Origin of the sequence: Pseudoduganella sp. LjRoot289, from assembly GCF_964252925.1 — a bacterium.
GTDB lineage: Bacteria > Pseudomonadota > Gammaproteobacteria > Burkholderiales > Burkholderiaceae_D > Rugamonas.
The window spans coordinates 555802-569013 of record NZ_CAXUPN020000001.1; the positions used below are offsets into that span (position 1 = coordinate 555802).

The 13212-nt window shown below is 64.1% G+C and carries 12 protein-coding genes; all 12 read left to right on the plus strand.

Features of this window, described 5'->3' with window-relative positions; all coding sequences use genetic code 11:
- The first annotated feature begins 17 nt into the window (after nucleotides 1-17).
- The gene (ispG, locus tag ACSQ8Y_RS02410) at nucleotides 18-1277 is read left to right on the plus strand and encodes a flavodoxin-dependent (E)-4-hydroxy-3-methylbut-2-enyl-diphosphate synthase (RefSeq protein WP_436264870.1); all 1260 of its coding nucleotides are present in this window, start codon (nucleotides 18-20) and stop codon (nucleotides 1275-1277) included.
- Between the two features lie 143 nt (nucleotides 1278-1420).
- Entirely contained in the window at nucleotides 1421-2779 is a 1359-nt protein-coding gene (hisS, locus tag ACSQ8Y_RS02415; RefSeq protein WP_436264871.1) for a histidine--tRNA ligase, read from the plus strand.
- Nucleotides 2780-2815: 36 nt separating this feature from the next.
- A complete protein-coding gene (locus ACSQ8Y_RS02420) occupies nucleotides 2816-3472 on the plus strand; it encodes a YfgM family protein (protein ID WP_436264872.1) in 657 nt (218 codons plus the stop codon).
- 127 nt (nucleotides 3473-3599) lie between these two features.
- The gene (bamB, locus tag ACSQ8Y_RS02425; RefSeq protein ID WP_436264873.1) at nucleotides 3600-4757 is read left to right on the plus strand and encodes an outer membrane protein assembly factor BamB; all 1158 of its coding nucleotides are present in this window, start codon (nucleotides 3600-3602) and stop codon (nucleotides 4755-4757) included.
- Between the two features lie 4 nt (nucleotides 4758-4761).
- Nucleotides 4762-6105, plus strand: a complete 1344-nt coding sequence (gene der, locus ACSQ8Y_RS02430) for a ribosome biogenesis GTPase Der (protein ID WP_436264874.1) — start codon at nucleotides 4762-4764, stop codon at nucleotides 6103-6105.
- 170 nt (nucleotides 6106-6275) lie between these two features.
- Nucleotides 6276-6512, plus strand: a complete 237-nt coding sequence (gene hfq / locus ACSQ8Y_RS02435; RefSeq protein ID WP_117013357.1) for an RNA chaperone Hfq — start codon at nucleotides 6276-6278, stop codon at nucleotides 6510-6512.
- A gap of 44 nt (nucleotides 6513-6556) precedes the next feature.
- Entirely contained in the window at nucleotides 6557-7729 is a 1173-nt protein-coding gene (gene hflX, locus ACSQ8Y_RS02440) for a GTPase HflX (RefSeq protein ID WP_436264875.1), read from the plus strand.
- Between the two features lies 1 nt (nucleotide 7730).
- Nucleotides 7731-9029, plus strand: a complete 1299-nt coding sequence (gene hflK, locus ACSQ8Y_RS02445; RefSeq protein ID WP_436264876.1) for an FtsH protease activity modulator HflK — start codon at nucleotides 7731-7733, stop codon at nucleotides 9027-9029.
- Nucleotides 9029-9913, plus strand: a complete 885-nt coding sequence (gene hflC / locus ACSQ8Y_RS02450) for a protease modulator HflC (RefSeq protein WP_436264877.1) — start codon at nucleotides 9029-9031, stop codon at nucleotides 9911-9913. The genes hflK and hflC overlap by 1 nt, the downstream gene beginning before the upstream one ends.
- A 218-nt stretch (nucleotides 9914-10131) precedes the next feature.
- Nucleotides 10132-11301: an ATP phosphoribosyltransferase regulatory subunit gene (locus tag ACSQ8Y_RS02455; protein ID WP_436264878.1), complete on the plus strand. Its 1170-nt coding sequence runs from the start codon at nucleotides 10132-10134 to the stop codon at nucleotides 11299-11301.
- Nucleotides 11302-11305: 4 nt separating this feature from the next.
- Nucleotides 11306-12619 carry an adenylosuccinate synthase gene (locus ACSQ8Y_RS02460; protein ID WP_436264879.1) on the plus strand — a complete coding sequence of 438 codons (1314 nt, stop codon included), beginning with the start codon at nucleotides 11306-11308 and terminating at the stop codon, nucleotides 12617-12619.
- A 15-nt stretch (nucleotides 12620-12634) separates the two neighbouring features.
- Nucleotides 12635-13180, plus strand: coding sequence for a phosphoribosyltransferase (locus ACSQ8Y_RS02465; RefSeq protein WP_436264880.1), 546 nt, complete (start codon nucleotides 12635-12637; stop codon nucleotides 13178-13180).
- Nucleotides 13181-13212 lie beyond the last annotated feature (32 nt).

Here is a 13212-nt window from a genome sequence, read left to right on the forward strand (position 1 = left end):
CCGAGATGAGCACTCCGATGTCGAACACCGCAATCCCATCCGGCCCGCAAGGGCGCCGGGGCAGCCGCAGCGTGCTGGTGGCCCATGGCGACCGCAAGATCTGGGTCGGCGGCGACGCGCCCGTGGTGGTGCAGTCGATGACCAACACCGATACGGCCGACGCCGTGGCGACCGCGATCCAGATCAAGGAACTGGCGCGCGCCGGTTCCGAACTGGTGCGCATCACGGTGGACCGCCCCGAGGCGGCCGCCGCCGTGCCCTACATCCGCGAACAGCTGGACAGGATGGGCATCGACGTGCCGCTGGTGGGCGACTTCCACTACAACGGCCATACGCTGCTGACCGACTACCCGGAGTGCGCCAGAGCGCTGTCCAAGTACCGCATCAACCCGGGCAACGTGGGCAAGGGCGCCAAGCGCGACACGCAGTTCGCGCAAATGATCGAAGTGGCCGTCAAGTACGACAAGCCGGTGCGCATCGGCGTCAACTGGGGCAGCCTGGACCAGGCGCTGCTGGCGCGCATCATGGACGAGAACGCCGTGCGCGCGGACCCGTGGACCGCCCAGGCCGTCATGTATGAAGCCTTGATCACGTCCGCCATCGAAAACGCGGTGCGCGCCGAGGAACTCGGCATGGGCCGCGACAAGATCATCCTGTCGTGCAAGGTGTCCGGTGTGCAAGACCTGATCGCCGTCTACCGCGAGCTGGCCAAGCGCTGCGACTACCCGCTGCACCTGGGCCTGACCGAGGCCGGCATGGGCAGCAAGGGCATCGTCGCCTCGACGGCGGCGCTGTCGGTGCTGCTGCAGGAAGGCATAGGCGACACCATCCGCATTTCGCTGACGCCGGAGCCGGGCGGCGACCGGACCAAGGAAGTGGTGGTCGGCCAGGAGATCCTGCAAACCATGGGCTTGCGCAAGTTCACCCCCATGGTGATCGCTTGCCCGGGCTGCGGCCGCACCACGTCGACCACCTTCCAGGAGCTGGCCGACGACATCCAGACCTATCTGCGCGAGTCCATGCCGGAATGGAAACTGAGCTATCCGGGCGTGGAGGCGATGAACGTGGCCGTGATGGGCTGCATCGTCAACGGCCCCGGCGAATCGAAGCACGCCAACATCGGCATCAGCCTGCCGGGGACCGGCGAATCGCCTGCCGCGCCGGTGTTTGTCGACGGCCAGAAATTCGCCACTTTGCGCGGCGAAAATATCGTCCAGGAATTCCAGACCATCGTGCTGGACTACGTTAAAAAGAACTACGGCAAAGAATATGTCTGAAAATAAAAAAGCTGAAAAAATTATAGGTGAAGCCGGGGTTGCGCGCGGCATGCCGCGCGCCGGCTGAACGGCACGGGCTCGCAAGCCCGTGTTCCTTAGCGACATTCCGAGAAAAATTATTACCGAATTCGATAAAGTAAATTATGTCTGACAACAAAAAAGCCGAGAAGATCGTCGCCATCAAAGGCATGAACGACCTGCTGCCGCAGGACGCGCAACTGTGGGAACTGTTCGAGAACACCGCGCAGTCCGTGGTGCAGAGCTACGGCTTCCAGCAGATCCGCACCCCCATCGTCGAGAACACCAGCCTGTTCGCGCGCGCCATCGGCGCCGTCACCGACATCGTCGAGAAGGAAATGTATTCCTTCACCGATTCGATGAACGGCGACGCGCTGACCTTGCGCCCCGAGGGCACGGCCGGCGTGGTGCGCTCGGTGATCGAGAACAACCTGGTGTACGAAGGCCCGAAACGCCTGTGGTACAAGGGCCAGATGTTCCGCCACGAGAAGCCGCAGCGCGGCCGCTACCGCCAGTTCCACCAGTTCGGCTGCGAGGCCGTCGGCTTCACCGGCCCGGACGTGGACGCCGAAATGATCATGCTGTGCCGCCGCCTGTGGGACGACCTGGGCCTGGAAAACATCCGCCTGGAGCTCAACTCCATCGGCGACGCGTCCGAGCGCGCCGCGCACCGCGTGGACCTGATCGCCTACCTGGAATCGCACAGCGAGCAGCTGGACGCGGAAGCCCAGCGCCGCCTGCACACCAACCCGCTGCGCATCCTGGACACCAAGAACCCGGCCATGCAGGAACTGGTCAACAATGCGCCCAAGCTGCTCGACTACCTGGGCGAGGGCTCGCTGGCGCACTTCAACGGCGTGCAGAAGATCCTGAACCACAACAACATCCCGTTCACCATCAACACCCGCCTGGTGCGCGGCCTGGACTATTACAACCGCACCGTGTTCGAATGGGTCACCGACGAGCTGGGCACGCAAGGCACGGTCTGCGCCGGCGGCCGCTACGACCCGCTGTTCGAGACCTTCGGCGGCAAGCCCACCCCTGCGGTCGGCTTCGCCATGGGCATCGAGCGCCTGGTGGAACTGATGAAGTCGGCCGGCGAACCGGCCGAGTCCAACCAGTGCGACGTGTACATGGTGCACCAGGGCGAAGAAGCCCAGATGCAAGCGTTCGTGCTGGCCGAGCGCCTGCGCGACGCCGGCCTGGACGTGGTGATGCACTGCGCGGCGCTGACCGGCGCCGGCTCCTTCAAGAGCCAGATGAAGAAGGCAGACGGCAGCGGCGCATCGTTCGCGGTCATCATCGGCGAATCCGAAGTGGCCGGCGCCACCGCCAACGTGAAGGCGATGCGCGGCGAAGAGGGCGAGCACCAGCAAGCCACCGTGGCGTTCGACGAAGTGGTGAACTACATCGTCGACCACATCACCGGCGATGGCGAGGAGCACCACCACTTCCACGTGCATGACGAAAACTGCAAACACTAATCCTGTAATCGATCAACCTTTAACCTGACGAATCTCATGGCATACGATCTCGAAGAACAAGAACAATTAGCTAACTTCAAAGCCTGGTGGGCCAAGTACGGCAACCTGACGTCGTGGGTACTGATCGCTGGCCTGGCGGCTTACTCCGGCTGGAACGGCTGGAACTACTATCAGCGCGACCAGGCCGGCTCGGCCTCGGCCCTGTACGACGAAGTGCAGAACGCCGTCGCCGCCAAGGACACGGCCAAGCTGCAGCGCGCCACCGCCGACATGGAAAGCAAGTTCGCGCGCACCGCCTACGCGCCGATGACCGCGCTGGTGGCGGCCAAGAGCGCCTTCGAAGCGAATGACCTGAAGACCGCCAAGGCGCAGCTGCAATGGGCCATCGAGCACGGCAACGAGGAATACCAGGCCATCGCGCGCGTGCGCCTGGCCGGCGTGCTGCTCGACGAGAAGGCCTACGACGAAGCGCTGAAAGTGCTGGCCGCCGTCACGGCGCCGCAATTCGCCGGCGCCGTGGCCGACCGCAAGGGCGACGTGCTGGCCGCGCAGAACAAGCTGGCCGAGGCGCGCACCGCCTACCTGGCCGCCTTGAGCGCGACCGACAAGAAGAACCCGGGCCGCCAGCTGATCCAGCTCAAGCTCGAAGCGATCGGCGGCTCCGTGCCTGCCGAGGCCAAGAGCGCCGCCTGAAGGCGGATGGGTAGGGCGGGTAGGGCGGGTTAGCGAAGCGTAACCCGCCGGCTCCGCCGCAACGCATGCATGGCGGCTTACGCGTTTCACGCTAACCCGCCCTACGGTTTTACAAGCTAGGATACTTATGCGCATTACCGGAAAAGTTGTTGGACTCAGTCTGCTGGCCTTCGTTGCGGGCTGCAGCACGCTCGACAAGATCAATCCCTTCGCGGACGAGAAGAAGGACAAGCCGGCCCCGCTGGTGGAACTGAAAAGCAGCATGGCGGTGAAAACCGCCTGGAAGTATTCGCTGGGTAAAGCCGGCACGTATTCCTTCAACCCCGCCTTCGCGGCCGGCAGCGTGTTCGTGGCCGACGCCGAGGGCGGCGTGGCCCGCCTGGACGCGGCCAGCGGCCAGCAGCTGTGGCGCGTCAAGGCCGGCTCCGACCTGACCTCCGGCGTGGGCGTGAGCCCGAACGGCGACGTGGTCGCGGTGGGCGGCGCCAAGGGCACCGTCATCGCTTTCGACGGCAGTGGCAAGCAGCTGTGGAAGGTGCAGGCATCGAGCGAGGTCTTGTCCTCGCCGGTGGCGGCGGACGACGTGGTGGTCGTGCGCAGCGTGGACAACCGCATCACGGCCTTCGAAGCCAAGACCGGCGCCAAGCGCTGGTCGGCGGTGCGCACCACCCCGGCCCTGACCCTGCGCAACGCGCCGGGCATGGTCATCAGCGGCGCTAACGTCTATGTCGGCCAGCCCGGCGGCAAGCTGCTGGCGCTGACCCTGGCGACCGGCGTGCCGCGCTTCGAGGTGTCGGTGGGCGAGCCGAAAGGCGCCACCGAACTGGAACGCGTGGCCGACGTCGCCGGTTCGCCGGTGGTGTTCGAGAAAGACATCTGCGCCGTGACCTACCAGGGCCGCGTGGGCTGCTTCGACCTGGCCACCGGCCAGGCGCGCTGGACCAAGGAAGTGTCTTCCGACGTCGGCGTCGCCGTCGACCAGCGCTTCGTGTTCACGGCCGACGAGAAGGGCGCTGTCGCGGCCTTCAGCCGCGAAGGCGGGCAGAGCGCATGGAAGAACGACAAGCTGGCCTTCCGCCGCCTGTCCACGCCGGCCTCCTTCGGCCGCAGCGTCGCCGTCGGCGACCTGCAAGGCTATGTCCATTTCCTGTCGCGCGAAGACGGCGCGATACTAGGTCGGGTCAGCACCGACGGCTCGGCTATCCAGTCGGCGCCGGTCGTTGCGGGCTCGAATTTGATTTTCCAAACCCAATCAGGGACAGTGACCGCTCTCGCGGTCGAGTAATACAATGAAGCCGGTAATAGCACTCGTAGGTCGCCCGAACGTCGGGAAATCGACCTTATTCAATCGTCTGACCCGCTCGCGCGACGCGCTGGTGGCGGACATGCCAGGCCTGACGCGCGATCGCCATTATGGCGAGGGCCGCCTCGGCGAACGCCCCTTCCTGGTGGTCGACACCGGCGGTTTCGAGCCGGTGGCCAAGGAAGGCATCATGTTCCAGATGGCGCTGCAGACCAAGCAGGCCGTGGCCGAAGCCGACGTGGTCGTGTTCCTGGTCGACGGCCGTCAAGGCCTGACGCCGCACGACAAGACCATCACGGACTTCCTGCGCAAGACCGGCCGTCCGGTGCTGCTGGTGGTCAACAAGTCGGAAGGCATGCGCTACACCGCCGTGGTGTCCGACTTTTACGAACTGGGCATGGGCGACCCCTATGTGATCTCCGCCGCCCACGGCGACGGCGTGCACGACCTGGTCGAGGAAGCGCTGGACAAGGCCTTCGAGCAGCGCCCTGACGACGCCGAGGAATTGGCGCCGGCCGAACGCGGCGTGAAGATCGCACTGGTGGGCCGCCCGAACGTGGGCAAGTCCACCCTGATCAACACGCTGCTGGGCGAAGAGCGCGTGATCGCCTTCGACATGCCGGGCACCACGCGCGACTCGATCGAGATCCCTTTCGAGCGCGACGGCAAGCAGTACACGCTGATCGACACCGCCGGTATCCGCCGCCGCGGCCGCGTGTTCGAAGCCATCGAGAAATTCTCGGTGGTCAAGACCTTGCAGTCGATCTCGGAAGCGAACGTCGTCATCCTGATGCTGGACGCCCAGCAGGATATCTCCGAGCAGGACGCCCACATCGCCGGCTTCGTGCTGGAAACCGGCCGCGCGCTGGTGGTGGCCGTCAACAAGTGGGACGGCCTGCAGTCGGACGACCGCGACGAGATCAAGATCGACCTGGACCGCAAGCTGGACTTCCTGTCCTTCGCCAAGATGCACTTCATCTCGGCGCTGAAGGCGTCCGGCATCGGCCCGCTGATGAAGTCGGTGGACGCGGCCTACGCCGCCGCCATGGCCGACCTGTCGACGCCGAAGCTGACCCGCGCCCTGATCGAGGCGGTGGAGAAGCAGGAGCCGAAGCGCAAGGGCTCGATCCGTCCGAAGATGCGCTATGCGCACCAGGGCGGCATGAACCCGCCGGTGATCGTTATCCACGGCAATTCGCTGGAAGCCGTGTCCGACCCGTACAAGCGTTACCTGGAAAAACATTTCCGCGAAACGTTCCAGCTGATCGGCACGCCGCTGCGCATAGAATTGCGCACCGGTAAAAACCCGTTCGATAAACGGACGAAATAAGCCTGAAAATAATGACATTCGTGCATGGTGCGCCCTGCACGAATGTCAAAAACAGGTTACAGTAGCTTGGCAGCATCATTCATCATACTTTCATAGGGAATTGATGCTTGGCACTTGAAAATAAGCGAGTCGCCTCCATTTCCTGCACAACAACATAAATCGGAGCTGTTATGAGCAACAAAGGGCAACTGTTACAAGACCCATTCCTGAACGCGCTGCGCAAGGAGCATGTTCCTGTCTCGATCTACCTGGTCAACGGTATCAAGCTGCAGGGCCATATCGAATCGTTCGACCAGTACGTGGTATTGCTGCGCAATACCGTGACCCAGATGGTGTACAAGCACGCCATTTCGACCGTGGTGCCGGCCCGTGCCGTCAACCTGAACATTGAATCCGACGCGGAATAATCATTGAGCTTTAATTTTCGCCTCCCACCTTGCCTGGCGGCCGTATGCGCGCAGCTTTAGTCGGGGTAGACTTCGGTCAGGGCGATTTTGCCGCTAGCGTCGAAGAACTGATGCTGCTCGCGCGTTCGGCGGGAGCGGATCCGGTGACGACCATCACGGCCAAGCGCTCCAGCCCGGATGCGGCTTATTTCGTCGGCAGCGGCAAGGCCGACGAGATCGGCTTTGCCGTCCAGGATCTCAAGCTCGAGATCGTCATCTTCAATCACGCCCTGTCCCCCGCGCAACAGCGCAACCTGGAAAAGCGCCTGCAGATCCGCGTGCTCGACCGCACCAGCCTGATCCTCGACATTTTCGCGCAGCGCGCGCAAAGCCACGAGGGCAAGCTGCAGGTCGAGCTGGCGCAGCTGCAGCATCTGGCCACGCGCCTGATACGCGGCTGGACCCACCTCGAGCGCCAGAAGGGCGGCATCGGCTTGCGTGGTCCGGGCGAAACCCAGCTCGAGACCGACCGCCGCCTGATCGGCGAGCGCGTCAAGGCCTTGCGCGCGCGTCTGGGCAAGCTGCGCAAGCAGCACGAGACCCAGCGCCGCTCGCGCGGACGCAGCCAGACCTTCTCCGTGTCCCTGGTCGGCTACACCAATGCCGGCAAGTCGACGCTGTTCAACGCCATGACCAAGGCCGGCGTCTACGTCGCCGACCAGTTGTTCGCCACCTTGGACACCACCTCGCGCCGCGTCTACATGGGCGAGGAAGTGGGCAATGTGGTGATCTCGGACACGGTTGGTTTCGTGCGGGAACTGCCGCACCAGCTGGTGGCGGCGTTCCGCGCCACGCTGGAGGAAACCATCCATGCCGACCTGCTGCTGCACGTGGTCGATGCCGCCAGCCCGGTGCGCATGGAGCAGATCGAGCAGGTCAACCTGGTGCTGCGCGAAATCGGCGCCGACCACATCCCGCAGATCCTGGTGTGGAACAAGATCGACGCCGCCGGCCTGGAGCCGTCGGTCGAGCGTGATGAATATGATAAAATTTCTCGCGTTTTCACCAGCGCGAGGACGGGCGCGGGCATGGATTTGCTGCGCAGCGCCATCACCGAGGCGGCCAGGGCCGCGCCAGGCAAGGCTTATCTGTACCAGGTGCCGGAAGACGAAGAGGGCAGCGATGCCGGCCTCGACGACGACGGCCATTCCACTTTCACCCAAGTTGGATCACATTAGTATGCCTCTTTCCTCTCTAATGAAAAGAATAGGCTTGAAACCGACCTTGAACGATCCCGAATGGGGTTCGGGCAAGAAGGACGGCAACAAGCAGGCCCAAGAAGGCAAGAAACCCGGTGAAGGTCCGCCGGACCTGGACCAGCTTTGGCGCGACTTCAACCAGCGGCTGAACGGCCTGTTCGGGCAGAAGAACAGGAACAACGGCAGCGGCGGCGGCGGTGGCAACGGCAACGGCGGCGACATGCGCGGCGCCGGCTTCACCGTCGGCGCGGTGGGCGCGATCGCCGCGCTGGTGTGGCTGGCCAGCGGCACCTTCATCGTGCAGGAAGGCCAGACCGGGGTGGTGTTTACCTTCGGCAAAGTCTCGCACGTGACGCCGGCCGGCTTGAACTGGCGCTGGCCTTACCCCTTCCAGAGCGACCAGATCGTCAACGTGTCGCAAGTGCGCACGGTCGAGGTGGGCTACCGCTCCAACGTCAAGAACAAGCAGCCGCGCGAAGCGCTGATGCTGACCGACGACGAAAACATCATCGACATCCAGTTCGCGGTGCAGTACACGCTGAAGAACCCGGTGGCCTGGATCGTCAACAACACCGACGCCGAGGAAACCGTGCGCCAGGTGGCCGAGACCTCGATCCGCGAGATCGTCGGCAAGAGCAAGATGGACTTCGTGCTGTACGAGGGCCGCGAGAAGGTCGCTTTCGAAACGCAGCAGCTGATGCAGCAAATCCTGGACCGCTACGCCTCCGGCGCCCAGATCACCAACGTGACGATGCAGGGCGTGCAGCCGCCGGAGCAGGTGCAAGCCGCCTTCGACGACGCCGTCAAGGCAGGGCAGGACCGCGAGCGCCAGAAGAACGAAGGCCAGGCTTACGCCAACAAGGTGATCCCCGAGTCGCGCGGCACCGCTTCGCGCCTGACGCAGGACGCCGAGGCCTACCGTTCGATGGTGGTGGAGAACGCCGAGGGTAACGCGGCGCGCTTCAAGTCGGTGCAGGCCGAGTACCAGAAGGCCCCGGGCGTGACCCGCGACCGCATGTACCTGGACACCATGCAGCAGATCTTCACCAGCACCAGCAAGGTGATGATCGACTCCAAGACCGGCAACAACCTGCTGTATCTGCCGCTGGACAAGCTGATCGCGCAAGCGGCGGCCGCCGACGCCGCCGCCAAGGCGAACGCCGCGCCGCCGCCGCCGACGGCCGTGATGCTGCCGTCCGACGGCATGCCTTCGGTCGAGATCAGCCGCCAGCGCGACAGCCGTTCGCGCGAATCCTCACGTGATCGGGAGAGCCGTTAATGAACCGCATAGTAACCATCCTGATCGGCGGCTTCATCGCGTTGATGCTGCTGTCCTCGACCGTGTTCGTGGTCGACCAGCGCAAGTACGCCATCGTGTTCGCGCTGGGCGAAGTCAAGCAGGTGATCAGCGAGCCCGGCCTGCACTTCAAGCTGCCGCCGCCGTTCCAGAACGTGCTGTATCTGGAAAAGCGCATCATGACCATCGATTCGCCGGACGCGGACCGCTTCATCACGGCCGAGAAGATGAACATCCTGGTCGACGCCTTCGTCAAATGGCGCATCGTCGATCCGCGTCTGTACTTCGTCTCCTTCGGCGGCGACGAGACCCGTGCCCGCGACCGCATGTCGCAGATCGTCAAGGCGGCGCTGAACGACGAGATCACCAAGCGCACCGTGCGCGAAGTGATCTCCGGCCAGCGCGGCAAGGTCATGGAAGCGCTGCGCACCAAGGTCATCGTCGAATCGAAGCAGATCGGCGTCGAGATCATCGACGTGCGCCTGAAGCGGGTCGACTACGTGGAGCAGATCAACAGCTCGGTGTACGAGCGCATGAAGGCCGAGCGCGTGCGCGTGGCCAATGAACTGCGTTCCACCGGTTCGGCCGACTCGGAGAAGATCCGCGCCGACGCCGACCGCCAGCGCACCGTGATCCTGGCCGAAGCCTACCGCAGCGCCGAGACCATCAAGGGCGAGGGCGACGCCAAGGCCAGCCAGATCTACGCCGAAGCCTTCGGCCGCAATCCGGAGTTCTACAAGTTCTACCGCAGCCTGAGCGCCTACCGCGAATCCTTCAAGAACCGCAGCGACGTGCTGGTGGTCGATCCGAACTCGGACTTCTTCAAGTACTTCAAGGGCGCCGGCGCCGACGCCGGCAAGAAGTAAGTTCCGCACCCCTGGGGTCAGGCCTGCATTCGTGCATTCGTCTCGCGACGAATGCACGAATGCAGGCCTGACCCCATTGTCAGAGCGCCAATTGGCGAGCTTTTATTTCCATCCGTCCGCATTTTCGCGTAAAATATGCGGTTCGGCCCTCCGATTGCCGTGTGCGTTCTTGTGGACGCATGATCGATATCTCAACAACACCGTTGCCGGTTTTCCCCATGCCGAATTGGCTATTGCCCGAACATATTGCGGACGTTTTACCGTCCGAAGCGCGCAAGATTGAAGAACTGCGCCGTCTCATGCTGGATAACTTCCGCCTGTACGGTTACGAACTCGTCATGCCGCCCCTGCTCGAATACGTCGAGTCCCTGATGACAGGCGCCGGCCAGGACACCGAGCTGCGCACCTTCAAGCTGGTGGACCAGATTTCCGGCCGCATGCTGGGTCTGCGCGCCGACATGACCACGCAAGTGGCCCGTATCGACGCGCACCTGCTGAACCGGAACTCCGTCACCCGCCTGTGCTACGCGGGCAGTGTGCTGCATACCCGTCCGTCGGGCCTGCACACCACGCGCGAGCCGCTGCAGATCGGCGCCGAAATCTATGGCCACGCCGGCCTGGAAGCGGACGCCGAGATCCAGGAACTGGCGCTCGCATCCCTGGCCCTGGCCGGCTTCACCGACGTGCGCCTCGATCTGTCGCATGTCGGCGTGCTGCGCGCCATCCTGGCCGAGGACGCGGACGCCGCCAAGGACGAAGCCGCGCTGTACCTGCTGCTGCGCGCCAAGGACGTTCCCGGTCTCGAAGAACAGACCGCCGGCTACACTCCGGCCGTGCGCGCCGCGCTGCTCGCACTGCCCGGCCTGTACGGCGACGTGGACGTGCTCAAGCGCGCCCGCAGCGTGCTGCCCGACCTGCCCGGCATCGCCAAGGCGCTGGCCGAACTGGCCGCGCTGGCCGCCACCGCTGACAACCCTGCCATCGGCCGCGAGGTGGCGGTCGACCTGGCCGACCTGCGCGGCTACCAGTACGAAAGCGGCGCGATGTTCGCTGTCTACGTGCCTGGCCTGCCGAACGCGGTGCTGCGCGGCGGCCGTTACGACCACGTCGGCGAAGCGTTCGGCCGGGCCCGTCCCGCCACCGGCTTCTCGATGGATCTGCGCGAACTGGCGCGCCTGCTGCCCACGGCCGAGCGCAAGCACTCGGTGCGCGCGCCGTGGGGCAACGCGCCCGAACTGAAGGAGAAGATCGCCGAGCTGCGCAAAGCCGGCGAGGTGGTGATCCAAAGCATGCCGGGTCACAGCAATGAACAGGACGAGTTCGAGTGCGACCGCGCGCTGGTCCTCGATGATAGTGGTAGCAACTGGATTCTTAAAAACTTAGGTTAGTGTGATGTCGAAAAAAAATATGGCAAAGAACGTGGTTGTCATCGGCACCCAATGGGGCGATGAGGGCAAGGGTAAAATTGTTGACTGGCTGACCGACCACGCCCAAGGCGTGGTGCGTTTCCAGGGCGGCCACAATGCCGGCCACACGCTGGTCATCGGCGGCGTCAAGACCGCGCTGCAGCTGATCCCGTCGGGCATCATGCGTCCAGGCGTGGCCTGCTACATCGGCAACGGTGTGGTGGTGTCGGTGCCGGACGTGCTGCGCGAAATCGACAAGCTGGAAGCGGTCGGCGTCGAAGTCGCCTCGCGCCTGAAGATCTCCGAAGCCTGCCCAGTGATCCTGCCATACCACAGCGCACTGGACGCCGCCCGTGAAACGGCCCGCGGCGCCGCCAAGATCGGCACCACCGGCAAGGGCATCGGCCCTGCCTACGAAGACAAAGTCGCACGCCGCGCGATCCGTATCGCCGACCTGCTGAACGAAGAGCGTTTCGCCGAGAAACTGCGCGAAAACCTGGACTACCACAACTTCGTGCTGGAAAACTACCTGAAGGCCCCGAAGGTCGACTACCAGAAGACCCTGGACGATGCGCTGGCCTACGTGCCGCGCCTGCGTCCCATGGTGGCCGACGTGTCGAGCGCCCTGTACGCCGCCCACAAGGCCGGCGGCAACCTGCTGTTCGAAGGCGCGCAAGGCTCGCTGCTGGACGTCGACCACGGCACTTACCCCTTCGTCACGTCGTCGAACTGCGTGGCCGGTAACGCCGCCGCCGGCGCCGGCGTCGGTCCCGGCATGCTGCACTACATCCTGGGCATCACCAAGGCCTACACCACCCGCGTCGGCTCCGGCCCCTTCCCTTCGGAACTGCCTACCGATGCAGGCGTCGGCCACCACCTGTCGTCGGTCGGCCACGAGTTCGGCACCGTGACGGGCCGCGCCCGCCGCTGCGGCTGGTTCGACGCCGCGCTGCTGCGCCGCTCGGTCCAGATCAACGGCGTGTCCGGTATGTGCATCACCAAACTGGACGTCATGGACGGCCTGGAAACCATCAAAATCTGCACCAGCTACACGCTGGACGGCCGCACCGTGGACATCTTCCCGGTCGGCGCAGAGGACGCGGCCCGCTGCCAGCCCATCTACGAAGAGATGGCTGGTTGGAGCGAAAGCACGGTCGGCGCAAAATCGCTGGCGGCGCTGCCTGCAAACGCGCGCGCTTACATCAAGCGCATCGAAGAACTGGTTGGCGTGCCAGTGGATATGGTATCGACCGGTCCTGACCGCGAAGAAACTATCGTACTGCGCCATCCTTACGAGTAAAGAAGGATAGAACGAATGAGCACCCCTGAATCCAACGAAAAGCACCTGTGGGTGTCCTGGGACGAGTACCACCGCCTGATCGAGCGCCTGGCGCTCAAGGTCTATGAATCGGGCTGGAAGTTCGACATGGTCCTGTGCCTGGCGCGCGGCGGCGTGCGTCCGGGCGACGTGTTCTCCCGCATTTTCGACGTGCCGCTGGCCATCCTGTCGACCAGTTCCTACCGTGCCGACAAGGGCACGGTGCAGGGTGACCTGGACATCGCCAAGTACATGACGATGACCAAGGGTCCTCTGTCCGGCCGCATTCTGCTGGTCGACGACCTGGCCGATTCGGGTGTCACCCTGATCAAAGTCATGCAGCATTTGAAGGAAAACTTCGAAGGCGTGACCGAGGTGAAGTCGGCCGTGATCTGGACCAAGGGCAGCTCGGCGTTCCGTCCGGACTACCAGATGGAAGAACTGCCGCACAACCCGTGGATCCACCAGCCGTTCGAAGACTACGACGGCATCCGCCCGCACCAGCTGGCGGCGTGGATCAAGAAGGGCGAAGCCTCGGCGTAAGTTTGGCGACGCAGTGCAAAGGAAGCGGCCCG